Source organism: Nitrospirota bacterium (genome assembly GCA_026387665.1).
Classification (GTDB): Bacteria; Nitrospirota; Nitrospiria; order Nitrospirales; family Nitrospiraceae; genus Palsa-1315.
The window spans coordinates 188,849-212,698 of the sequence record JAPLLG010000003.1 but is presented as its reverse complement, the minus strand read 5'-3'; the positions used below and the strand labels follow the sequence as shown (position 1 = coordinate 212,698).

The 23,850-nt window shown below is 59.0% G+C and carries 22 protein-coding genes; 10 read left to right on the top strand and 12 right to left on the bottom strand.

All coding sequences use genetic code 11. The features are described 5' to 3' along the window. Window positions 1-64: 64 nt before the first annotated feature. The 5 genes from NT179_01660 (at window position 65) to NT179_01640 (ending at window position 4,460) form a co-directional block, all read left to right on the top strand. Window positions 65-1,435 carry a DUF3422 family protein gene (locus NT179_01660; protein MCX5720723.1) on the top strand — a complete coding sequence of 457 codons (1,371 nt, stop codon included), beginning with the start codon at window positions 65-67 and terminating at the stop codon, window positions 1,433-1,435. Window positions 1,436-1,577: 142 nt separating this feature from the next. Further along, on the top strand, window positions 1,578-1,961 hold the full coding sequence (crcB, locus tag NT179_01655; GenBank protein ID MCX5720722.1) for a fluoride efflux transporter CrcB: 384 nt from the start codon (window positions 1,578-1,580) through the stop codon (window positions 1,959-1,961). 133 nt (window positions 1,962-2,094) lie between these two features. Continuing rightward, entirely contained in the window at window positions 2,095-2,559 is a 465-nt protein-coding gene (locus tag NT179_01650) for a hypothetical protein (GenBank protein ID MCX5720721.1), read from the top strand. Then, on the top strand, window positions 2,556-2,921 hold the full coding sequence (locus tag NT179_01645) for an EamA family transporter (GenBank protein MCX5720720.1): 366 nt from the start codon (window positions 2,556-2,558) through the stop codon (window positions 2,919-2,921). The genes NT179_01650 and NT179_01645 overlap by 4 nt, the downstream gene beginning before the upstream one ends. 150 nt (window positions 2,922-3,071) lie before the next feature. Continuing rightward, on the top strand, window positions 3,072-4,460 hold the full coding sequence (locus tag NT179_01640; GenBank protein ID MCX5720719.1) for a BamA/TamA family outer membrane protein: 1,389 nt from the start codon (window positions 3,072-3,074) through the stop codon (window positions 4,458-4,460). Between the two features lie 82 nt (window positions 4,461-4,542). Here the strand turns inward: NT179_01640 and NT179_01635 are convergent, their stop codons facing one another. From NT179_01635 to NT179_01605, 7 genes are all read right to left on the bottom strand, one after another. Beyond that, window positions 4,543-5,526, bottom strand: coding sequence for an alpha/beta fold hydrolase (locus NT179_01635; GenBank protein MCX5720718.1), 984 nt, complete (start codon window positions 5,524-5,526; stop codon window positions 4,543-4,545). Beyond that, window positions 5,523-6,917, bottom strand: coding sequence for an aminotransferase class III-fold pyridoxal phosphate-dependent enzyme (locus NT179_01630; protein MCX5720717.1), 1,395 nt, complete (start codon window positions 6,915-6,917; stop codon window positions 5,523-5,525). Before NT179_01630 ends, NT179_01635 begins: the two co-directional genes overlap by 4 nt. After that, window positions 6,914-7,624 carry an MtnX-like HAD-IB family phosphatase gene (locus NT179_01625; protein ID MCX5720716.1) on the bottom strand — a complete coding sequence of 237 codons (711 nt, stop codon included), beginning with the start codon at window positions 7,622-7,624 and terminating at the stop codon, window positions 6,914-6,916. Before NT179_01625 ends, NT179_01630 begins: the two co-directional genes overlap by 4 nt. Before the next feature lie 174 nt (window positions 7,625-7,798). Continuing rightward, complete coding sequence (locus tag NT179_01620; GenBank protein MCX5720715.1) at window positions 7,799-8,449, bottom strand: response regulator transcription factor; 651 nt, start codon at window positions 8,447-8,449, stop codon at window positions 7,799-7,801. After that, complete coding sequence (locus tag NT179_01615; protein MCX5720714.1) at window positions 8,449-9,918, bottom strand: CHASE3 domain-containing protein; 1,470 nt, start codon at window positions 9,916-9,918, stop codon at window positions 8,449-8,451. Before NT179_01615 ends, NT179_01620 begins: the two co-directional genes overlap by 1 nt. A gap of 124 nt (window positions 9,919-10,042) precedes the next feature. Beyond that, window positions 10,043-10,933: an acid phosphatase gene (locus tag NT179_01610; protein MCX5720713.1), complete on the bottom strand. Its 891-nt coding sequence runs from the start codon at window positions 10,931-10,933 to the stop codon at window positions 10,043-10,045. A gap of 94 nt (window positions 10,934-11,027) precedes the next feature. Continuing rightward, complete coding sequence (locus NT179_01605) at window positions 11,028-11,342, bottom strand: hypothetical protein (GenBank protein MCX5720712.1); 315 nt, start codon at window positions 11,340-11,342, stop codon at window positions 11,028-11,030. Window positions 11,343-11,487: 145 nt separating this feature from the next. On the opposite strand from NT179_01605, the gene NT179_01600 reads away from it, so the two are divergent. Beyond that, complete coding sequence (locus NT179_01600) at window positions 11,488-12,723, top strand: TIGR03862 family flavoprotein (GenBank protein MCX5720711.1); 1,236 nt, start codon at window positions 11,488-11,490, stop codon at window positions 12,721-12,723. A gap of 62 nt (window positions 12,724-12,785) precedes the next feature. Here NT179_01600 and NT179_01595 read toward each other — a convergent pair whose 3' ends face one another. From NT179_01595 to NT179_01580, 4 genes are all read right to left on the bottom strand, one after another. Next, a complete protein-coding gene (locus NT179_01595; protein ID MCX5720710.1) occupies window positions 12,786-13,754 on the bottom strand; it encodes an acetyl-CoA carboxylase carboxyltransferase subunit alpha in 969 nt (322 codons plus the stop codon). A 64-nt stretch (window positions 13,755-13,818) separates the two neighbouring features. Next, on the bottom strand, window positions 13,819-17,280 hold the full coding sequence (locus NT179_01590; GenBank protein MCX5720709.1) for a DNA polymerase III subunit alpha: 3,462 nt from the start codon (window positions 17,278-17,280) through the stop codon (window positions 13,819-13,821). A gap of 175 nt (window positions 17,281-17,455) precedes the next feature. Further along, a complete protein-coding gene (locus NT179_01585) occupies window positions 17,456-18,154 on the bottom strand; it encodes a hypothetical protein (GenBank protein MCX5720708.1) in 699 nt (232 codons plus the stop codon). Next, entirely contained in the window at window positions 18,151-19,011 is an 861-nt protein-coding gene (locus NT179_01580) for an OmpA family protein (GenBank protein ID MCX5720707.1), read from the bottom strand. The genes NT179_01585 and NT179_01580 overlap by 4 nt, the downstream gene beginning before the upstream one ends. 247 nt (window positions 19,012-19,258) lie before the next feature. Here NT179_01580 and purH point away from each other — a divergent pair, with 247 nt between their 5' ends. The 4 genes from purH to NT179_01560 all read left to right on the top strand — a co-directional run bounded on the left by purH (window position 19,259) and on the right by NT179_01560 (window position 23,384). Further along, the gene (gene purH / locus NT179_01575) at window positions 19,259-20,809 is read left to right on the top strand and encodes a bifunctional phosphoribosylaminoimidazolecarboxamide formyltransferase/IMP cyclohydrolase (protein MCX5720706.1); all 1,551 of its coding nucleotides are present in this window, start codon (window positions 19,259-19,261) and stop codon (window positions 20,807-20,809) included. A 166-nt stretch (window positions 20,810-20,975) separates the two neighbouring features. Then, entirely contained in the window at window positions 20,976-22,253 is a 1,278-nt protein-coding gene (gene purD / locus NT179_01570) for a phosphoribosylamine--glycine ligase (GenBank protein MCX5720705.1), read from the top strand. 27 nt (window positions 22,254-22,280) lie between these two features. Next, window positions 22,281-22,937, top strand: a complete 657-nt coding sequence (locus NT179_01565; protein ID MCX5720704.1) for an L-threonylcarbamoyladenylate synthase — start codon at window positions 22,281-22,283, stop codon at window positions 22,935-22,937. Window positions 22,938-22,973: 36 nt separating this feature from the next. Beyond that, the gene (locus NT179_01560) at window positions 22,974-23,384 is read left to right on the top strand and encodes a hypothetical protein (GenBank protein ID MCX5720703.1); all 411 of its coding nucleotides are present in this window, start codon (window positions 22,974-22,976) and stop codon (window positions 23,382-23,384) included. An 18-nt stretch (window positions 23,385-23,402) separates the two neighbouring features. Here the strand turns inward: NT179_01560 and NT179_01555 are convergent, their stop codons facing one another. Then, window positions 23,403-23,792 (bottom strand): hypothetical protein, encoded by a 390-nt coding sequence (locus tag NT179_01555; GenBank protein ID MCX5720702.1) that lies wholly within the window; start codon window positions 23,790-23,792, stop codon window positions 23,403-23,405. Window positions 23,793-23,850: the final 58 nt, after the last annotated feature.

Genomic DNA, 23,850 nt, shown 5'->3' with positions numbered 1-23,850 from the left:
TTGACAGGGCTCCAGCAAGGCAGTAATTTGGCGCTGGTTCATTTTTCATCACGTAGGGTGTTGTATGTCGAATCCTGAGATCGCCAAGCCGGATGCCGGCGAACTGATCCGGAAGCTGCACGAGCGGCCGCAGATGCCGCTGGCCGAGTGGCTGCAAGCCCCGGCGCACGTCCATTACAAAGCGTTTCGCATGACCGATCCTCCGGTGCAGAGGCCGGCGAGCCGTGACGAGTTCCTGTCGCTCTTGAAGGCCTTTGCCGTTTCCGCGGAGGAGATGGTGGTGCATGAGGCGTTTGGCTATGGCGTCAAGACGGCTGCGGCCGGCGATCGGCTGATCGTGATCTGGCAAGCGCATACGGAATACTACAGCTATCAAATCTGGCATATCCCGTCCTCCAGGACTGCGGGAGTGGTGTTCGGCCCGATGACGTTCCCGGACTATCGGTTTCCGATCACACCGCTCGGCGCGGAAGTCTGTCATTTGGATATCGTCCTGATGGCCGACCCATTGCCGGACAGTGAGGCGCTGCGTCCTCATTTCCCAGGCCCGGTCATGTATGGCAGCCGGATTCTGGATGAGGAGACCTCGCTGGTCACCAGCTTTACGCCGGACGAATATGGGAGAGAACACTATTGGGTCAGCGTGGGGTCGGTCAGGGCCAGCCGGTCCCATTTGAAGGATATCGTCGATGCCATTGTCCGGATCGAAACCTACTATCACTTGTTGCTGATGCAGAAGCCGTTGTTCTCGGCTGCGATCGATCAGGCCTATAAGTTCGAGCAGGTGCATTTGAAGCAGCGTGAAATCATCACCGAACATATCGGCCATGCCGACTCCCAGACGCTGCAACGTTGGCTCAACGGGCTGACGCAAGACCTGTTGAAAACCACTCGGCTGTCCGGCCGGTTGCATTTCGAACTGTCCTCCTCGCTGCCCTACGACAAGATTGTGCAGCGGACGCTGGCGTCGCTCAATGAACGGCCGCTGCCTCTGTACCGCCCGATGTCCGACTTTGTCTTCAGCGGGATTACCGGAGTGGCGGAGGGCTATCAGCAGCTCCTGAAGCGAATCGACACCCTCCGCAGCGGGTTTGAAGGGATTATTTCCATCATTCGCGCCCGTGTCGATCTCATGCTCCAATCCCAGAATCTGACGCTCCTCAGCAGCGTCGACAAGACGACGAAGAGCCAGGCCATCCTCCAACATACGGTCGAAGGCTTGTCGGTCATTGTGATCGCCTACTATCTCAGCGGGTTAGCCGGCTATGTCTTTAAGGGGCTTCACGAGATGGGATGGCTTCGTCACGCGGAGATCGCCGCCGCCTTGTTTGTGCCACTTGCGGTCGGTCTCGCATTCTTTATTACGAGCTTCAGCCGGAAACATCTCCACAAAAAGCTCTCCGGCGAGCCGGCTGCGGCACCAGAAAAACTGTAAACCGGAAGAACGGAACCGCGCAGGCAGAGAAAACGTTGCCTGATGCGCCGGATCTGTGCACTAGGAGGTAAATCGAGGTGCGATTTTGACGAGGTTTGGTATACACTTCGGCGCGAGAGAACGCCGGCTGTAGCTGTACACGATGATTAAACTTTTACTAATCGGGGCCGGTGGGTTCATCGGTTCTGTCCTTCGCTATCTCGCGAGTGGCTTTGCGCAAGCGCTCAGCCAGAGCACCGTATTTCCCTACGGGACGCTGGCGGTGAATGTGCTGGGCTGTCTCTGCATCGGATTCCTGTCCAGGCTTTGTGCCGGCAGCGCACTCATCGGCGCCGACGCGCAAGCCTTTTTGATTGTCGGCATTCTCGGAGGATTTACGACCTTTTCGGCCTTCGGCAATGAAACGATGAATTTAATCCGGGAAGGGGAGGCGGCGCTCGCCTTGCTGAATGCCGGCGCGCAAGTGTTGCTGGGGCTTGGCGCGGTTTGGCTCGGTTATACGCTGGCTGCTGCGATCTGGCGATGATTCCTGCTTGGCCTTTGCGCGGCCTTGCGGCGCGGAAATCCTCTCGTGGTGCTTCTAGGATGTTTTGCCCTGCTGGCACCTTGTCGAACCCAGCCGTTGAGTCTTCTGCCAGTCCTCTGGATGTTTTCTTGCTATGACCCAGCCAGCGACTTCGAAACCTACGCTGTTGAGCCGGCGACAACTTGTCTGGCTGACGCTGACTCTGGCGATTGCCATGGACACGGTCGTGCAGCTCTGCTGGAAGTTCGCCATCGAACAGGTCCCGGAGACGGTCGGTCTCTGGCAGAGCGTCGCCGCAATCCTCCATGAACCGTTGTTCCATGTCGCGCTGATCGTGTTCTGCATGCAGTTCTTCAATTGGATGATCGTCCTGGCCCATGCCGATCTCAGCTATGCGCAACCGGTCACGGCCCTGAGCTATGTCACAGTCAGTGGCGCGTCGGTGGTGTTGTTTCAAGACCAACTGTCCCTGTCGCGGATGGCTGGCCTGGCCATGATCATGGTCGGAGTCTGGGTCATCAGCCGCACGAACGTCCGGACTGCCGGGCTCGCTCCAGTTCAGGGCGAGGAGCCATCGATGCCTGAGGTGCCTCAATGAGCCTTCGCGTGATGGGTCTGGCCCTGGTGACGCTGGCCGTCCTCTTCGAAGCGGTCGGACAACTTGCATTCAAGCATGGGGCGGAGAGCGCCCACGCGGATACGAGTAAATGGGGTCCGTTTCGCGGTCTTTGGCGTAATCGAGCCGTCGCGCTGGGGATTCTCTGCTTTGTCGCCCAGGCGATCATCTGGACGATGGCGATCCGTCTTCTCGATATTAGCATCGCCTTTCCGGCGAGTAGCATCGGGTTCGTCTTTGTGGCCCTGTTGTCGAAGGTCTGGCTGCAAGAGCAGGTCGGCCTGGAACGGTGGATTGGCTTGGGCTTTATTCTTGGCGGCGTGGTGCTGGTTGGGTTAAGCTGAGCCGCGGTTCGGCGCTTTGATGGCTAGTCAACGTGTGTAATCTGAGTTCCGTTGTAATCTTCATGTCGCTGCTATGATGTGTGTCGCTTCTGCTGTGCATCCCCATAAGATTCTCCCCGTCAGGATCAGCCAAGGAGTGCCATCCATGAGATGGTGCCGGATGATATCGTGCTGATCTATTGGATCGGGATTCTCACGCTACAAGCTCTACTCCTTGCGCCGACTTCAGCCGGCGCAGAGGAGCCCTATGGTCCTTCGAAGGACCAGCAGATTATTGCCTCGACTCAAGAGGCAGAGGATGGGGGGGGGATTCCGAGGAGGGATCCTCTGGAGGACTCGAGCCATCCGACAGAACATCTGATGAAGTCCCTGCCGGCGAAACCAGACTATACGATCATCCCGCTGCCTGCCTTCGGCACGAATAAAAATGAAGGGGCGTGGTTTGGCGGTATCGCGCCTATTCTCAAGGCGGATTCCACCGGGGACGTGAAGGAAATGTTCGTCCCGCAGTACCTGTACAATAAAAATGTCGGGAATTACGGGTCGCTGAATTATTTCGGCTATCCCTCCGATACAGAGCAGTACCATGCGCTGGTCTGGGCTGGTGAGCGGCTCGATCAGGGGATCGATCTGGGCTATAAGAATGTGAGCGCGGGAGGCGGGCGATTTATTTTTGCTGCAGATCTCAGCGCATTTAAAAATCCCTTCGCCCGATTCTTCGGCTTCGGGAGCCGCACGCCTGAACGGGATGAAACCAATTATACCTCTCGCGAGTTCCTTGGCAAACTGACTGCCGGCATCAATCTCACTGAGGATTTCGCCCTGATGTGGATTGAACGGTATCGCGATGTGCGGGTGGATGACGGCATCATCGGCTCACTTCCGCGCACAGCAGCCAAATATGCGTTGGTCCCAGGCGTTCAGGGGGCTCAAATATTGGGCCATGGGTTGGCGCTCCGTTATGACACGAGAGACAGCCAGCTGATGACGAGCAAGGGCACCTATGTAAACCTGTTGGCCGAGTTTGCGCAGAACGTGGCAGAACGTGGAAACAACGAATGGGTGCACACAGTCCTCGATGCTCGACACTATAAGCCCCATTCATCGGACCAAATGGTGTTCGTGTCGCGCCTATTCATTAACGGCGTGTTCGGTCAAATCGAGGATGTAGGGAGCCGCACGCGTGGTGTGCCGTTTTACGAGCAGGCGGCGCTGGGCGGCGAGGATACCCTTCGCGGGTTCGGACGAGGCCGGTACATTGGCAGCTGGGCTGCCATGGTGAATCTGGAAGAGCGAGTGACCGTACTCAGCGAAAGATTGTTCGGTCTCGATACCCACCTGGAAGTCGCGCCGTTTCTCGACATGGGCCGAGTCGGGCAAAGTACGGTGAAGGCCAAGAATCTCCTTGCCAAGAATCTTGAATACAATCCCGGCGTCGGATTTCGCTTGTTGGTCAAGCCCACTATCGTTGGTCGGGCCGATGTCGCCTATGGCCGCGATGGGGCCAACGTGTTCGTCGGGCTCGATTACCCATTTTAAAGTTGGCGTGTTGCTGATGAGGCGTTTGCCATGCGTGGCAGCGGGTGCAGAGTGTTATCGTTCGTGATGCGGGGCGAGCGCGTCAACTTGCGACCGGTTCCCTCTGATTCTGCCCCTCGACCCCCTGCTTGGCATGGGCGTTCAATTTGAAAAACTCAGCCAGGTGATTGACCACAGCCTGGCGCTGCCGGTCGACTGTGATGACATGGTAGCAATCGTCCAGCATGACGATTTGCTTGCGCAGCGAGGCGATTTCGTCATGGACGAACTGCGCGTTGCGAGGTCCCGTCATATCGTCATCGCTCGCTTGCAGGATGACCGTCGGAGCCGACACCTTCCCTAAGTTCCCCTTGACGCGCTTCATGAGCCGATCGATTTCCGTCAAAGTCCTGAGGGGGAAGAGGGGATAGCCCTTGGATGCGGCCGATGGCGGTTCTGTCCCGTTCCCTGCCGCTCCGCTCTCATGTCCTTCCCACCATAAATTGACCCATTCGTGAAAGACCGCTCTTGGATTGTAGGAGGCGCGAATGTGCGCCTGGATCATGTTGTCTTTCACGCCGTAGGGAGGGCCATCCAGGTGGAACAAGAGATGCTGCAGGCACTCAGGCACCAATTTGAGGGCCATCGGCAGGATGGCATGGCTCCAGGGGGTATTCCACCCGTCATAGAAGAAGGTGGGGGACATGACGCCGACTCCATCCACCGGCACCATGGTTGAGGCTTCGAGCGAAAGCAGCGATCCGGCGCTCAACCCCGCCACATAGACATGCTCATAGCGCGTCCGCGCATAGGTTAATTGTGCGGCGATGTGGTCGCACCACTGTTGCTCGTTGGCCCTGACAAGGTCGCGCAGGCTGGTGCAATGGCCCGGCAGGGTTGTGGCGTAGACATCTCCGCCACGCCGTGCCAGGCCGCGAGCCAGATAGCGCATCTCGACCGGCGTGCCGGTAATGCCATGGATCAAATAGACGAGGGAGTGCCTGCCGTTCTGGAGGACGATATCCGTCGGCTGGCGATCCACCATCTCGGAGAGCCGGTCAGGGCCCTTGAAGGTCTTTGTGGTCATTTGCCGTCCTTGCAGGTGGTAAACAAATAGTCCAGGAGTTCGATCCCCAGATCGATCTCGGCGGTGGTGATGTCCAATGATGGCGCCAGCGTAAACACATTTTTATAATGTCCGCCGATGTCCAGCACCAAGCCCATCGGCCCGCGCGACGAAGGCAGGCCGCCGGCCAATCCTGCCTCGAAGATCTTGTCGGCAAGGGCCCGATCCGGGGTAAAGCGATCCGGTTTCGTGACTTCAATGCGCAGGGCTAAGCCCAACCCTGAGACATCGCCGATTGTCACATGACGCTGTTTCAGCGCTTCAAGCTGGCGCAGGAAGTAGGCGCCGGATTCTTTGACCTTCTTCTCGTACTGCTGCTTCTCGATCCACAAGAGGGTTGCGAGCGTTGCCGCGGTCCCGAGCGGATTCGAGGCGAAGGTCGAATGGGTGGAGCCGGGCGGAAACTTCGCGGGTGAAATGAGGGCCTCGGTCGCCCAGAGGCCGGAGATGGGATTCAACCCGTTCGTCATGGCCTTGCCGAAAACGACGATGTCCGGCTGGACCCCGAAGTTTTCGAGCGCCCAGAACTTGCCGGTGCGGAAAAATCCCATCTGGATTTCGTCGTCGACCAGGAGGATCTTGCGTTCCCTCAGAATCTTCTGCAGCTTCGAGAAATATTCCGGTGGCGGAATGATGTAGCCGCCCGTGGCTTGCACCGGCTCCACATAGAAGGCCACGAACTCCGGCTCATTGGCCTTGGCATCCCAGAAGGAGTTGTATTCGGTCTCGAAGAGACGCTCGACCTGGTTGACGCAGTAATAGTCGCAGGAGTCTAACTTCTTCCCGTAGGGGCAGCGGTAACAGTAGGGGAAGGGTACGAAGTGCGCCCGATTGGAGAAGTGCCCGAACCGGCGGCGATACCGATAGCTGGATGTGATTTCCGATGCGCCCAAGGTACGACCGTGATAGCCGCCCATGAAGGCCATGAAGAGGCTCTTGCCTGTGGCATTCCGCACGAGCTTCATGGAGTCTTCGATGGCCTGCGCGCCGCCCACGTTGAACTGGATGCGTCCCTCCAGGCCGAAGGCCCGCAAACATTCCAAGGCCAGCTTCTCGGCCACGAGTACTTTTTCTTCATGGAGATATTGGCAAGCGAGTTGCGGGAGCCGATCCAACTGGGCCTTCAGGGCATCGATGATGCTCTGGTTGCGATAGCCGAAGTTGACCGCCGAGTACCACATCTGGAGATCGAGATAGGGCTTCTCCTCGCGGTCGTAGAGGAAGCTCCCTTCGCAGTTCTGGAAAAATTTCGGGACGGGTGAGTAATGGACGGTGTCCCCGTGCGAACAGTATTTCGCTTCTTTTTCACGGAGCGCTGCTTCACTGAGATGGACCATTGGGAGAGGTTTCATGCGATGCGGGCCTCCTGTGGGAAAAGACGTTCGGCCACTTCGGCCAGCGTGTTGAATGGGATGCAGGGGATGCCGGTTCGCTCGCACCAATTTTTGAGCGAGCCTTTGGCAAAGACGGTTTGCATTTTGCCTGAGACACATTGATCGGAGCGGCCGTCTCCGATATAGACCGGGCGCGCCGATCGGGGATCTGTGGGACGGGTCAGCGAGCATTTGCAGGTGCCCGCGCCGCTTTCACAGGTTTTTTCCGCGAAGGGGAAGCTGAGGGTCGGACGACCGTCGTCATTCCAGCGCAGGTGGTTGGAGAAGACCGAGAGATGCAAGAGGCCATGCCGGCGCAGGACTGCTTCGACCAGGAGATCGATGCCGTCGCTCACAATGGTGAACGGGACTTCCTGTTCGGTGCACCGTTGGGTCAGCGTGAGAAAGCCCTCGTCGATCGGAAGGTTCGCGGCGAATTCGATGAGTGTGTCCCGGTCCGCCTGGATGAGTTCGATTTGGCGCGCGAGACATTCCTGGCTCGTGATTTCGCCGTTCACCCATCGGGCTTCCCAATCCCGCCAGGCCGGGAGGGCGAAGGCTTCAAGTACGGCATCGGTGGCGTCAAGGGTGGTGATCGTGCCGTCGAAATCGCAGTAGACTTCCGTCGGTATGGTCTGGGGGAGGCGTCGTGCTGCGACGTGGCTCTGAGGTTGGTTATGAATCACGGGGACCCCTTTGTGACTGGCCAGCGTGGGTGATTTGTGCCATTAGGTGCGTATTGATACTAGCAGGTGATCGATGATGCGCCGATTGAGGAAGTACGGGAGGGGGTGGGAGATATTACTGGGAATAGAGTTGGATACTACGGATGGCAATGATGTAATAGTAAACGCTTGGTTTTATTGGCTTGGCTTGATGAGCCCGGCGCGTAGCGCGATTTTGACGAGGCCTGGCACGTCGCGGATGTTCAGCCGTTCCATGAGTTCTGCCCGATGGGTTTCTACGGTGCGAGGACTCAGGTCCAGCCGTTGCGCGATCTCTTTGTTGGCATAGCCCTCGGCAATCAATTGGAGGATTTCTTTCTGTCGAGAGCTGAGACTGGCGAGCGGGCCCTGGTCGCCGTCTTTTCGTTGCCGATAGGCCTCGACGGCATACTTCGCGACGGTTGGCGTCAGGTAGGTGTCTCCTCGCAGCACGGTTCTGATCGCGAGCTCCAGCTCCATCCGGTCCGCGTCTTTGAGCAGGTATCCGGCTGCGCCGGAATCCAGCGCTTGTTGAAAGTATTCTTCGCCCGCATGCATTGATAACATGACGACACGGGTACTCGGACATTCCTTTTTCATGCGGGTGACCGCTTCGAGGCCGTTCAGCCCCGGCATCGTAATGTCCATGAATGCAATATCGGGGTGAGTGGTTTTCGACAGTTCCAGCGCCTGACGTCCATCGCTGACTTCTCCGACGACTTCGATATCGTCGAGTTTCTCCAGGAGAGACCGGATGCCTTGGCGGACCAGCGCATGGTCGTCTGCGAGTAAGACGCGAATAGACATTAGGATATCCTCTCTTCCGATGTCACCAGTTGCGGATTGAGTCCAACGAGAGGCAGGCTCGCGGTGAGCTTCGTGCCGGTCTTCGGGGAGGAAGCGATCGTCAACTCCCCCCCGACCAATTTGGCTCGCTCTTCCATGCCCAGTAACCCGATGCTGATGCCAGTCCTGGCGCGAGTCTTTGCCCGCTCGACGTTGAAGCCTTGGCCGTTATCCTCGATGATTAACAGCAGATGATCTCCCTGCCGTGTCAAGGTCACTTGCACATGGGTGGCCTCGGCATGGCGTGCGACATTCGTGAGGGCTTCCTGCACGATTCGAAAGCAGGCGATTTCCACTCTAGGCGGCAGGTGGTTCTCTCCGAGCTGTGCGGCATATTCCGTTTCCCAGCCGGCTCGTTCCCCTTGGCGCTTGATGTACCATTTGAGGGCGGGGACCAATCCCAACTCGTCGAGCAGCGAGGGGCGCAGGTCCAAGGCGAGATTTCTGACTTGCTGGATAACCTGGTCCAGGATCGTCAGGCTATCGGCCAGCAGGGAAGCGGTTGGGCCGGATTCCAGCGCAGTATTCGCCTCGCGCAACCCCAACTTCATTGCGGTCAGCGACTGTCCGATTTCATCATGCAGATCGTGGGCGATCTGCCGGCGTTCCGTCTCTTGCACATTCATCAAGCGGTGCGAGAGCTCGCGCAGCCGTTCGTTGGAATCGATCAAGGCCGTGGTCCGCTCTTGAATGCGCAGCTCCAGTTCGTCATGCGTCTGCAAAAGCGCATCTTGCGCCTGTTGGCGTTGCGAGATTTCTTGACGGATCTGCCAGGCGATCCAGAGCAGAATCATGATTTCCATGATGACGCCGGCGATGAAATAGAGCACGGCGCTCTGGCCCTTTTCGTCGGCATGGCGCTCCCGCACCGTCAACCGCGCCTTCTCCAGCTGCTGCATGTCTCTGATGACCATACGGATCCCGTCCAGGAGCTCTTTGCTTTCAGTCATGTGCGATTCCATGTGCGCGGACTGATAGGTCGCGCCCTTGCGCAAGGCGAGCATGGTCTTCAAGAGGGCCAGCTTCTTATCGATCAAGGCGTTGAGCGTTTCGAGGCGGCGCGCATGTTCGGCACGGTCCTGCGGACTCACTTGAATGATGGCTGAAAGTGCGTCCCTATCGCGACTCAATACGACCAGTCCGTTTTTGTAGGGGTCGAGGAAATGTTCTTTTCCGGTCATGACATAACCCCGCAGCCCGATCTCGATGTCCTGCACATCGGACAGCACGACTTGGAGATGTCCCAAGACGTCCTGCGAATGGGTGACCCAATCCACGGTTTCTTCGAATTCTCGTATGCTCTGATAGGAAGCAAGGCCGATCGACAGGAGAATGGCTCCCACCAGCCAAAATCCGGCTTTGATTTTGCGTGAGAACGTCCGTGCCGATTGGGTGGTTGGCGGCTGAGTGTCAGGAGCAGGAAGTGGCATGCGACCTCTGAGTGATGCAGCCAGGCGGCCTTGTGTGGAGATGAGCCGGAGTATATCGGGATCGCTGTATTCTATCCAGGGCTAAACGGGAGCCGTCAATGGGCAGGAGGCCGGTAACGAGCAGTTACGGATGGGGCGTGGTTTTCCAGATGTTGGTGATGGGAGCGGCGTCGGCGCTTGCGCCGGAATGGGGGAGGCCGTAGAGGTCTTCGATCGTACGCAAGACGTTGTAGTGATTGATCTGCTGGTCGTAACGACCGGCCTGCACCATGGGGCCGATGAAGAGCGTGGCGATCCGGTTATGCTCTTTCTTGTTGTCCTCGTCCCAGGTCACGATTAACAGGCTGTTGTGCTGCTGCGCCCACTGGACATAGGCCTCCAGGTGGTCCTTGAGCCAGCGATCGCCGAGCTGAATCCTGTCCGGGTCCTTCCCATGATGCATGTCGTTGACCTGATTCGGCACGATCATGCTGACGGTCGGGAGCCTGTTAAAGTCGGCGGGGAAGCTCGTCAGAGGGAGATTGGACGTTGCCGGGAGTCCATGGGCCTGGCTGTCCTGCCAATTCACCCAGGGATTATGTTTGCGCGCATAGTCCCCGGCGATGCAGATGAGGGAGCCGGCCGAGGGCAGGTCTTCCGAATAACCGGCGAACGTCAGCCCTGCTTCCAGCAATGCATGGCCAAGATTGGGCGTCTCCATGGTATGTGGGCAGGAGTTATCGGTGATGCTTTGGGTGGACCCTGAAAACAGCGCCAGATAGTTCGGTTTACTGGGGTAGGTCACGCCAAAGGATTGGGTGAAGACTGCGCCCTGGGCTGCCAGGCTGTTGATGTAGGGCGCATCGGGCGAATCGATAATCTGGCTATAGGAGTGATTTTCTTCAATCACCACCACGATATGGTCTGGTCGGGGGAGGTGCGACGTGCTGCCGCCCGGTGCTGACGCAGCAGAGAGGGCGCCTAGGCCTATTGCCAGCGAGAGGACCATTGTCCCAAGAAATAGTTTTCGTTGCATGAGAATTTATACCATTCTTTCTGCGGACGCGCCACTCAAAGTGATGTCGTGTTTATGAAATCTCTGTTAGCGCACGAGGGTGTGATGGCTCTGCTTACTCAGGGCAATCAATGAGATAGCAGGGTGGCGTCGGTAAATCGGTAGCCATCTGTTGGGCCTGGCAGGGCGGGATATCTTCCTTGAGCCGTTTTAGGAGTCTGAGCACCTTCATGTTGGGTGGGACTTCGCATAACCAGAGGTGGGAGCCGGACTCCAACTCATGGATGTGCCGTTGCACGCGAAACCCCGGATGTTCCATGAAGTAGGCGGAGAGGAATCCTCCGATGGCCTGCACCACCCACGGGTGTTCAGTGACATAGCGGGAGCTGACTCGAAGCTCGACGACCTGTGGGGGCTCTTGTTCCTGCATGGTTCCAGTATAGCCTGTCTGAGGCGATGACACCCGAAGCATTTTATGTCTGGAGGAGCTTGCTTGACCGGCTCTGCTGCTGCGTGTAGGGTCACCAGGCTCTGTATGTTTACTCGTCTCACGAGACACAATCATTGGAACCTCTATGAAAATTGCAATTATTGGTGGTGGTCCGGCCGGACTGATGGCCGCGGAGTCGGCTCGTGCCGCAGGCGTAGAGGTCGATCTCTATGATGCAATGGCATCAGTCGGGCGCAAGTTTCTTCTGGCCGGGAAGGGCGGCTTGAACTTGACACATTCTGAGCCGGCGGAGAAATTTCTGGCTCGCTATGGAGCTCGCCGCGCGCAGATCGAGCCGTGGCTCGCGTCGTTCGGGCCTGCGGAGCTGCGGGCCTGGGCCGCTGGACTCGGCATCAAAACATTTGAAGGTTCTTCCGGGCGCGTCTTCCCCAAGGATCTCAAGGCGGCGCCCTTGCTGCGTGCCTGGATTCGACGGTTGCGCCAGGCTGGTGTGCGGTTCCACATGCGCCACCGTTGGTCCGGCTGGGACGAGCAGGGGGCTCTGTGTTTTTCTACGCCCGAGGGACGCCGCTCTGTTCAGGCCGATGCGGCGGTGTTGGCGCTCGGTGGCGGGAGTTGGCCGAAGCTCGGGTCCGATGCGTCGTGGGTGCCCCTGTTGGCGGGGCGCGGACTTTGTATTGCGCCGTTGCAGCCGGCGAACTGTGGCTTCGACGTGGGCTGGAGCGAACATTTCCGGACGAAGTTCGCCGGGCATCCGGTCAAGTCGGTGGCGATTATTATGCGAAGTGAGGCCGGCGCTGAATCCTGGCATCCCGGCGAGTTCGTCATCACGGAGACCGGGGTGGAAGGCGGCGTGATTTACGCAGTCTCTGCTTCGTTGCGCGACGAGATCCTGGCGAAGGGCGGGGCCACGTTGCGTCTCGATCTGGCGCCTGACCGCGATGTGCCGCGTCTGGCTCATGATTTAGCGCGACCGCGCGGTAAACGCACCATGGCCACGCATCTGCAGCGGCAGGCCCATATCGAAGGGGTGAAGGCGGGGCTGCTGCGTGAAGTGGTGTCGAAAGAGGACTTTGCGGATCCGGCTCGCCTGGCGGCTGCGATTAAATCCTTGCCGCTGCGGCTTGTTGCCGCCCGTCCGCTGGCGGAAGCGATCAGCACGGCAGGAGGCGTGCCGTTCGATGCATTGGATACACGGTTGATGATCCGTTCGTTGCCCGGGATGTTTTGCGCCGGAGAAATGTTGGATTGGGAAGCGCCGACCGGAGGCTATCTTTTGACCGCCTGTTTTGCCACCGGTAAGGCGGCTGGCGCCGGGGCTGCTGCGTGGCTTATGGAGGGCGTGAAACGGAAGAGGTAGCGTAACGGAGAGTTGTCAGCGTTACGAAGGTCCTGTTCGGATCGACGGAAATAGTGAGGTCTCTATTGGGGCGTTGCAAGCAGGCCGCTGACGGATCCGATGGAGCGATATTTCTGGTCCCGTTGCATCAGTAGCTCAGGGATGGAGAGGTCGGTGAGTTGGGCGAGTTGGTTGGTGAGGGATTTGGCCACGCGCTCGGTGATGGCTTGGGGATCGCGATGGGCGCCGCCGAGCGGTTCCGGAATCACTTCATCGACGATACGGAGATCGACCAGATCTTTGGCCGTCATCTTCAGCGCGGCGGCTGCATCAGGCACTTTGGCCGGGTCATCCCATAGGATGGCGGCGCAGCCTTCCGGAGAAATCACCGAATAGACACCATGCTCCAGCATGAGGACCCGGTCGGAAACGCCCAAGGCGAGGGCTCCGCCGCTGCCGCCTTCGCCGATGACGATGGAGACGATCGGCACGGCCAGCCGGGACATCACGAAGAGATTGCGGGCGATGGCTTCGGCCTGGCCCCGTTCTTCCGCGCCGATGCCGGGATAGGCGCCGGGCGTGTCGATAAAGGTCACGACCGGGCGGCCAAACTTCTCCGCCATCCGCATAAGGCGCAGGGCCTTTCTGTAGCCTTCCGGATTCGGCATCCCGAAATTCCGCTGCATCCGTTCTTTGAGGGTTTTCCCTTTTTGATGGCCGATGACCATGACCGACCGGTCGTTGAATCGGGCGAAGCCTCCGACGATGGCACGATCGTCGCCGAACGACCGGTCTCCATGGAGCTCAAGAAAGTCTCTAAAAATGGCGCTGATGTAATCGAGGGTGCTGGGCCGTTGGGGATGGCGGGCGAGCTGTGTCCTCTGCCAGGGAGTCAGTTTGCCGTAGAGCTCCTGTTCGACCTGGGCGAGTTTGGTCCGCAGCTTGCGGATTTCATCCTGAGGATTCGATTTGCCGGTAGGGGTGGCCGAGAGCTTTTCGATCTTTTCTTCGATCTCGCGGATCGGCTTTTCAAACTCGAGGTAATCGCGCATAGGGCTGGTGAGGCTATATGGATTGGTGTGGAGAGGGCCGGGCCCCCATCCCTAGGATGAGGCTTTACGATAGCAGAAAAATGGCCCCTTTGCCTAGTATTTCTTCAACGTCTGCCACGAAACGTTCACTAGGGGTGACCGTGAGATTCGGAAGGGGAGCCGTCACGGCTTCCTGCGATGCATCCATGCTCAACGTGAGGGAAATGGTCGTGTGGCCCGGGTGCCGTCGAAAGACCTCGCGGAGGCGCGATAACTGTTCCGTAATGTCGAGATGAGCCGGCAGTCGAATGTGGACCCGCTTGATCATCTGCGCTTGTACCTCGGCGAGCGGCTCGATCTTGCTCCCTCGAATCTTCGTGCCTTTATCTCCCCGGTCTACCGTGCCAGTCACGCGCACGAGGCGCTCCGGCACAACGAGGTCGGCGGCGTTTTTATAGAGATCCGGAAAAACGACGATCTCCACCACACCCAGGAGGTCTTCCAGGGTGATGTAGGCCATCTTGTCGCCCTTTTTGGTCAGCATGCTTTTGACGGTCGTAATGATGCCGCAGAGTTTGACCTCCCGCCCGTCCGACGATTCCGGCAGGCTGATGGTCGTGGCCGTAGAGAGGGCTTTCATGGTGGCTTCATAGCGAGCCAGCGGATGGGAGGAGATGTAAAAGCCGGTCAGCTCCCGCTCATGTTTCAGCCGTTCGTTTTGATCCCATTCCGGAATGTTGGGTAAGGCCGGTGCGGCGAACTGTTCAGTGGTCTCTGGTCCTCCCAGCTCGTCGCCGAAAATATTCGTCTGGCCCATATCCCGTTCACGTTGCGCGGCGGCACCCTCTTCGACTGCCTGCTCCAGGACCGCAGCCAGTTGCGACCGTTTCGCGCCGGTCGAATCGAAGGCGCCGGTCTTGATCAGCCCTTCGAGCATGCGCTTGTTCACTTTATGCAGGTCGACGCGGCGACAAAACTCAAAGAAGGATTTGAAGGGGCCGGTGTTGTTTCGAATCTCGATGATCGATTCGACTGCGCCTTCGCCGACGTTCTTGATGGCGGCCAGGCCGAATCGGATGGCCTTGTCCACCACGGTAAAGTTCTTATGGCTTTCGTTGACGTCCGGAGGCAGAACCTTGATGTTGAGATCGCGGCATTCCGAGAAGTAGCCGACGATCTTGTCGGCGTTCCCCATGTCGGTGGTCATCAGGGCAGCCATGAACTCCGTCGGGTAGTGTGCCTTCAAGTAGCCGGTCTGGTAGCAGACGACGGCATAGGCCGCCGCATGCGACTTGTTGAATCCGTAGCCGGCAAATTTCTGGATCAGTTCGTAGAGCTTCTCCGCCTTCTTCTCGGGAATCTTGTTGGTCTTGGCGCCGGCCAGGAATTGCGCGCGCAACTTCTCCATCTCCTCCGGCTTCTTTTTACCCATCGCGCGCCGGAGAATGTCGGCTTGGCCGAGCGAGAAGCCCGCCACCTTGTTGGCGATCGCCATCACCTGCTCCTGGTAGACGATGACCCCGTAGGTGTCCTTCAGGATCGGTTCGAGCTCAGGCGTTTCGTAGGCGATGGGGATCTTGCCCTGTTTTCGTTTGATGAAGTCGGGGATCAGATCCATCGGGCCAGGGCGGTAGAGCGCGATGATGGCGATGATGTCCTCGAACCGGTCCGGTTTCAGGCCGGTCAGGAGGTCGCGCATGCCGGAGCTTTCCAGCTGAAAGAGGCCGATCGTTTTGCCTGACGCAAGCAGGGCAAAGGTCTTGGGATCGTCGAAGGGCACCTGCTCCATGACCAGGGGGGGATCGTTGGGGTGGCCCGCATTGATCAGGTCCTCGGCCCGTTTGATCATCGTGAGGGTTTTGAGGCCCAGGAAGTCGAATTTGACGAGCCCGATCTTTTCAACGTCGCCCATCGAATATTGGGTGACGACTTCGTCGTTGGAGCCTTTATAGAGCGGCACATGGTCCGTGAGCGGTCCTTCGGAAATCACCACGCCGGCCGCGTGGGTCGAGGCATGGCGGGCCAGCCCTTCGAGGGAGCGGGCAATGCCCATCAGCTCTTTGACGCGCGCATCGGTATCGACGAGCTCTTGCAGCTTGGGTTCCTGGTCGAGCGCCTGCTGGAGCGTGATGTTGAGCTGATTGGGGACGAGCTTAGCCACGCGATCGACTTCGGCATAGGGAATTTCCAGTACGCGGCCCACGTCGCGGATCGCGGCCTTCGCGCCGAGCGTCCCGAACGTAATGATCTGGGCCACGTGGTCCTTGCCGTACTTCTCGACCACATAGTTGATGACCTCGCCTCGGCGATCCATGCAGAAGTCCATGTCGATATCGGGGAGGGACACACGTTCGGGATTCAGGAACCGTTCGAACAGGAGCGTGTAGACGAGGGGATCGAGGTCCGTGATCCGTAGCGCGTAGGCGACAAGACTGCCGGCGGCGGAGCCTCGGCCAGGCCCGACCGGAATGTTGCGCGAGCGGGCAAACTTGATGATGTCCCAGACGATGAGAAAGTAACCGGCGAAGCCCATCGAGCAGATGATCGTCAGCTCTTCACGCAGGCGCAGCTCGTAAGCGGCCGGCAGGATCTGGCTGGGTCGCTCTTTGAGTCTGGCCGCCAACCCCGCCAGCGCCAAACTCTCCAGATAGGTTTCCCTCGTGAAGGGTTCGGGAACCTTGTATTGCGGGAGATAGGTTTTATTCAGCGTCAGTTGGAGGTCGCAGTTGTCCGCAATCCGGCAGGTATTGTTGACGGCCTCGGGGAACTCGATGAAAGCGGCCGTCACTTCGTCGGTCGATTTTACGTAGAGCTGATCCGTATCGAACTTCATCCGATTCGGGTCGCTGATCGTCTTGCCGGTTTGGAGGCAGAGCATCAGCTCGTGCGGGCGGAAGTCTTCTTTCTTGAGGTAGTGGCAGTCGTTGGTGCCGACCATCGGGATGCCCATCTTCTTGGACATCTCAAGCAGGCCGCTATTGGCGACTCGCTGGTGGTCCAATCCGTTCGCCTGCACCTCCAGGTAGAAGTGCTCCTTCCCGAATATTTCCTGAAACTCGCCAGCGACAGCCATGGCGCCATCCATGTCCTTCTGGCCGATGAGGTAGGGAATCTCGCCGCTCAAGCAACCGGAGAGGGCAATGATGCCCTCATGGTGCTCTTTAAGAATTTCCTTATCCATCCGTGGCTTGTAGTAGAACCCTTCAAGGTATGCCTTACTAACGAGCTTGATCAGATTCTGATAGCCGGTCAGGTTTCGAGCCAGGAGGATGAGGTGGTAGTAGTCGTTGTGGGCGAGGCCGCTGTCTTTGGCCGCCAAGCGGCTGCCTGGCGCCATATAGGCTTCGCAGCCGATGATGGGTTTGATGCCGGCTTCTTTGGCTTTGCGGTAGAACTCGATGGCCCCGAACATGTTGCCATGGTCGGTCATGGCCACGGCCGGCTGATTGAACGATTTGATCTGCTGGACGAGCGGCTCAATTTGATTCGCGCCGTCCAGGAGACTGAATTGGGTATGGAGATGGAGGTGAACGAATTGCGATGCCAAGGGGGAATGTCCTTTTAAAGATTCTAGTCAGCGACGAGAAGTGAAGTCAATCGATGCCGGTCACTGCTGTTAGCTGTCTGCGTAGACGGATTACCGGGTTTCTCATCGCGACATACTCGAGTGTGATTCAGGAAAATCGTGAGCCAGTTGATTCTTTGCGCATCGCGGGCGAATGTCAATTCGCGAGGCCGTCTGTCGGGAGCGCCGTTGACGGATGGGGCTGGCCGATTTGCAGGCTGAGTTGATTGCCGGTCTGCTGGGGCTGGCGTGGCGCGATGCCGCCCTCTGCCCGAATCCTGAGCGCGGCTTGGACTTCGATCAGTCGCTTCCGGAGGCGATCGATCTCTGCCTCTTTTTCGCCGGCCCTCGTGGTTTGCGCCGCGAGCTGCTGGTCTTTTTCTTTCAGCCCCTGCTCCTGGAGGGTTAGCCGGTCTTGGAGTTCATCGGCCTGGGTTCGCAGATTCTGTGATCGGGCCGCTTCGTCCGTCGCGCGCTGGACGGCCTGGGCGTAGGTATCGATCCAGGCATCGCGCGCCGTGTCGTGTTCTAGAATCTGCTGCCTTGTCGCAGCCAATTCCTCCCTCAAGGTTCGGACCTGCTCGTGTTGGGCGGCGAGTTCCTGCTCGGTGGATTGGCGTAGGGCGTCCGATGCGACCATCTTCTCTTCGAGGGCCCGGGTCTCAGCGACTTTGATGTTCAGTTCCTGCTGGAGCTTCTCCAATGCCTGACTGTTGAGGCGCAGGGAGGAACTGCCACCCGTGCCCTGCTGCGGGCGCGAGCCGGAGGAGAAGTGGCGCAGGAGCCATCCAACCGCTCCGCCGATTCCCGCCGCAACCAGGAGGCAGCCCAACATCTGTCCGATGAGCGTGGTCATAGAGGGCCCGGTCCTTTCACTCGTAATTCGATGCGGCGGTTGTGTTGAAAGCCGGCTTTCGTTTGTGCGGCCGACAGGGGCCGTGAGGCGCCATAGCCGACGGTGGTGAATTGATGGGTCAGGCTGTGATTGAGGAAGTAGCGTCGCACGGTTTCGGCCCGGCGGCGGCTGAGTTCAAGGTTATAGCCGGGGGCGCCGTATTTGTCCGTATGGCCGCCGATCTCGATGGCAGTCTGGGGGGTCTCCTGTAACAGTGCGGTCAACCGGTCGAGTGTGGCGCGGCCGCGCGGCGTCAGCGTGGCGGTATTCGAGTCAAACTCGATGGAGGCGTGCGAGAGCAGGTCCGTCAATTTTTTCTGGAGCGGGACTGCTGCGGCCTGGTGCGGAGCCGTCAGAATGTAATCTTCCAGATTGAGCCCAGCTTGCACGAGAGGGTCAATGTCGCGCAGGACAGTAGCTTTGACCTGATCGTTGTCGACGCGGCCGCTCAGCACGATTGAACGACCGTCGATGATGATCGAGCCTCGCTCGGTCATCTGCCCTAAAACGGGGAGCATCGCGGGGATCTGCTCTGCCCAGGCTGCCGGTCTCAGGTCCGGATCCACCGTCAGCTGGTCGATCAGGCGGCCAGGTGCAGAGCCGTACAGCTGTTGGGCCTGGTGCAGGATGGCGGCTTTGCTGGACTCAGTGGGGAGTGAGCCACGGAGGGTCAGAATGCCCTGCTCGAAACGCGCATGAAATGTGGCCTGGGTCAGGGAGGTCGAGGCAGCCGGTGACGGAAGATGGCGCGGGAAGCAGAGGACGGCAAGGAGGCCAAGTGCCACAACCCCTGCTGCAAGAATCGCTGCACGCATCATCAAGGACATCTCGTGTGAAAGTAATCGGTAGGCGCTTCTGAACCTATCATACTGAGTACAGTCGTGCCAGGCAGGATTTGTGGCCTGCGGCGCAGTGGGCTGTCGGGTCGGACCTGAGTCGATGAATAGGTTGGTATTCGATGCCTGGGCGCGGCATTCCCCTTGTAAGGAGAGGAGTCATTTGTTATTCTTCGCCGCACCTTCCGATTCACATACTATCAATCGATTGTCTTCCAAGGAGTGACCTATGGCCGGCATCAAGCGGGCATTAATCAGTGTGTCAGATAAGACCGGTGTGGTGGAGATGGCCAAAGGACTTGAGGCCTTGGGCGCCGAGATCCTTTCGACCGGAGGAACCGCCAAAGCGTTGCGCGAAGCCGGCGTGAAGGTGACCGACGTGGCGGCCTATACCGGCTCGCCGGAAATCCTCGATGGCCGAGTCAAAACCCTGCATCCCAAGATTCATGGCGGCTTGCTGGGGCGGCGTTCGGTGCCGGCCCATGTTGCGCAGATGGAGCAGCATGGCATCGGCCCGATCGACGTGGTCGTGGTCAACCTCTATCCCTTTGAGGCGACGATCGCAAAAGCGAGCTGCCCGTTCGAAGAGGCCATCGAAAATATCGACATCGGCGGACCCTCGATGCTGCGTTCTGCCGCCAAGAATCACGAAGATGTCCTGGTCGTGGTGGACCCGACCGATTACCAGCGTGTGCTCGATGCGGCGAAGGCCGGCATTGTGTCGCATGAGTTGCGGCGCGAGCTGGCGATGAAGGTGTTTCAGCATACGGCGCGCTACGACAGTCTGATTGCCGGGTATCTCGAAAAGCAGGTGCAGGGCGAGACGAAGTTCCCGAAGATATTGTCTTTGCAGTTCGAGCGGGCGGAGATTCTCCGTTACGGGGAGAACCCGCATCAGCAGGGGGCCTTCTACCGGGAATTGCATTCGACCGAGCCCTCGGTCTCCCGCGGGAAGATTCTGCATGGCAAGGCGATGTCGTACAACAATTTCCTCGATGCCAATTCGGCGTTGGAGTTGGCGAAAGAGTACGACGAAATCGCTGTCGCCATCATCAAGCACAATAATCCCTGCGGCGTGGCATTGGGCGCGACGCCGGTCGAGGCCTATGTGAAAGCCCGGGAGACCGATCCTGTCTCGGCCTTCGGCGGCGTGATTGCCTTCAACCGCCCCGTGGATCTGGCCGCCGCGAAGGAAATTACCTCCACGTTTGTGGAAGTGGTCGTGGCGCCGGGATTTGCCGAGGATGCCCTCGCGGAATTAAAGCGCAAAAAGGATCTACGGTTGCTCGATGTCGGCCCGCTCATGAAGGTGAAGCAGGAGGGTTTCGACCTCAAGAAACTGGTCGGTGGTTTGATCGTGCAGGATCGGGACCTTGGGGTCTTGACCGATCTGAGAGCGCTGAACGTTCCGACCCAGCGGAAACCGACGGACGAAGAATATGCGGCCTGTGCCTTTGCCTGGAAGGTCTGCAAACATGTGAAGTCGAACGCGATCATCTATGCGAAGCCGGGGCAGACGGTGGGAATCGGCGCAGGCCAGATGAGCCGGGTCGATTCGGTGAAGCTGGCGATCATGAAAGCCCAGATGCCGGTCAAGGGCTGCGTGATGGCGTCGGATGCGTTCTTCCCGTTCCGTGACGGATTGGATGCGGCGGCCCAAGCCGGCATTACGGCGGTCATTCAGCCGGGCGGCTCGATTCGCGATGCCGAAATTATCAAAGCCGCAGACGAGCAGGGGCTGGCGATGATTATGACGGCGATGAGGCATTTCCGCCATTGACGGATGTTGAAACCAGCCTCCAGCTTCGTTCTCGGCTTGGCAAAATCCTCAACGTAGCCCAGAGGGCTACGCCTCCGGTTTTGCCTTCGCCTGCGGCCTTGCTGGAAGGCCGGTTTGAACATCCGTTCCGCACGTACCACTCCAGGAAAGAACTGAGGAGTCGACGGTGAAGATTCTTGTCATCGGGAGTGGGGGGCGAGAACACACGATGGCGTGGAAGCTCGCGCAAAGTCCCCGCAAGCCCACGCTCTATTGTGCGCCGGGCAATGCGGGAATCGAATCCCTCGCGACCTGCGTGCCAATCAAAGCCGACGATATTGCCGGACTGAAAGCCTTCGTGCAGTCGGAGCAGATCGATCTGACGGTCGTGGGGCCGGAAGCGCCGCTGGCGCTGGGCATCGTCGACGAGTTCCGTAAAGCCAAACTGAAAATATTCGGCCCGACAAAGGGCGCCGCTCGCATCGAAGCCAGCAAGGTCTTTTCCAAGGAGATCATGGCCAGCGCGAAGATCCTCACAGCGAAGGCGCAAAGCTTCGATCAGCTCGCTCCGGCCTTGGCCTATCTCGATCAGCACGAACTGCCTGTGGTGGTGAAGGCCGATGGACTGGCGCAGGGGAAGGGCGTGGTGGTCGCGACGACCCGCGAGGAGGCGAAGCAGGCCGTCCGCGATTCGATGGAACATGCCGTATTTGGTCAGGCCGGTCAGCGCGTATTGATCGAGCAGTTTCTTGACGGCGAAGAACTGACGATCATGGCCTTCACGGATGGCCGGACGGTGGTGCCGATGCTGCCGGCACAAGATCATAAACGGGTCGGCGATGGTGATACGGGTCCCAATACGGGTGGCATGGGCGCCTATTGCCCTGCTCCGCTTGGTACTGCAGCTCTGCGCGAACAGGTTACGAAGCAGGTGCTCTATCCAGCCGTCGAGGCCCTGTCTCGCATGGGTTGTCCCTTTCAAGGCGTCTTGTATGCGGGCCTGATGGTTGTGAAGGGGATACCCTACGTGTTGGAGTTCAATGCCAGGATGGGAGATCCGGAAACGCAAGTCGTCCTCCCGTTGCTCAAGACGGATTTGCTGGAGGTGATCGAGGCGGTGGTCGAACATCGGCTCGATCAGCTGAGCGTCGAGTGGCATGATGCCACGGCGGTCTGTATCGTCATGACGTCGGCAGGGTACCCCGGCTCCTATCCAACCGGTCGAGCGATTCATGGATTGCCTGCTGCGCCAGATGCGACGACGGTGGTCTTCCATGCAGGCACAGCACGAACCGGCGCCGAGGTGGTGACGGCCGGAGGGCGGGTGCTGGGCATTACAGGATTGGGGAAGACCCTGGCTGTCGCGCAAGCGGAAGCCTATCGCGTGACCCGGTCGATTGCCTTTGACGGCGCGCATTACCGGAATGATATAGCGCACCGGGCGTTCGCACGTCACGCAACATAACGCAGAATGGGACTGATGGTTCCTGCCATGGCACAGATCGAGCGTTATGTGGCTTCGACCGTTCCGGTGCTTGTCGCTCAGATGCGCCGCCTGTTCGGAGCGGGCGGCCTTTGCGTGTTGCCGACAGAAAGTTTCTACGGACTGGCGGTAGCCCCCTTCGACGAACAGGCTCTGGCCAGGTTATGGCGGGTCAAGGGCCGCTCCGAGGGAAAACCGATTCTTCTCCTGATTGGAGACCAGTCTCAATTGGCTCCCTTGGTTCAGACGATTCCCCCGGCTGCCACCGTCTTGATGAACGCCTTCTGGCCCGGACCGCTGACGATTGTCTTTCCCGCAGCTGTGGCGCTCTCTGATGCCGTGACGGCGGGAACTGGTTCAGTGGGCATTCGCCTGAGTGGCTGCCAGCCGCTGGTCGATCTCTTGCGGCAGGTCGGGCCTGTGACCGGCACCAGCGCGAATCGGGAAGGCCTTCCGCCGCCAATCAGGGCCGAAGAGGTTCAGGCGAACCTGGGTGAAGAGGTCGATCTGATCGTCGATGCGGGACTGACGCCTGGCGGGCGCCCGTCTACGGTCGTCGACGTTCGGGGGCCGATCAGAATCGTTCGCGAGGGAGCCATCGAGCGAGGCGTCATTGCGGAACAGTTGGCCGCTCATGGCCTGCATCTCGAGGCAGAGAGTCGGTGAAGTCGGTTGTATGTTTATATTGAAAGGAGAGTCCTGATGATTCGAACCATGATGGTGCGCAACCTTGTGGCTGTGGCGGCAATCACACTGTCCGCGGTCAGTCTGTCCGGATGCGATTACTGGCCCCCGGCACTCCAGGCGCAAGTTGAACAACTTCGTGCCGAGCTGCAGACGGTGACCGCAGAGAAGGCCCAGCTCGAGAATCAAGTGGCGTCGTTTGGGAAGGTGCGGGACGATCTGCAGGCGCAGGTGGATGATCTCACAAAGGCGAACCGCGATAAGTCGGCCATGATCGGTAATTTGCAGAACAACCTGGCGGCGGCGCAAGAGCGGCTGGCGAAGTCGGTGAAAGTCACCACGCCGAAGGCTGGCGCACCCAAGCCAGCGGCCAAGGTCGCGCCGAAGGTTCCAGCCAAGAAGAAAGCCGCAACGAAGGCGACGCGCTAGCGCATCTCGCTCCGCTGCCTATTTGGCAGCGGAAGACGAGGGTGCGGTTGTCGTGGTGCTGGAGGCCGCCGGGGCCGGACTCGATGGGGCACTGGCCGGCGCGGACGCGGGGGGAGAAGCGGGAGTCGCAGGAGCGGCAGACGTCGTCTGTTCAGATGTGCTGGGCGCCGCCTCTTTCTTCTCCCCGGTCTTGGGTGCCGGTGGTTCACTTCCTGAGGACGGTTTCATTTTGTCGGAGTAGTCGGTCACGTACCACCCGCTGCCCTTGAACATGATGGCAGGCGAGGAAATCAACCGCTGGACATGTTTCCCGCACTTCGGGCAGGTGGTGAGGGCGTCGTCCTTCATGCTTTGCTTGACTTCAAACCGGTCTGCGCAGCCGTCACATTGGTATTCGTAGATTGGCACGATTCGTTTCCTCCTGCTAAACCGAAAAATCTGTTTTCGTCACGCTGCGGGGCTCCTC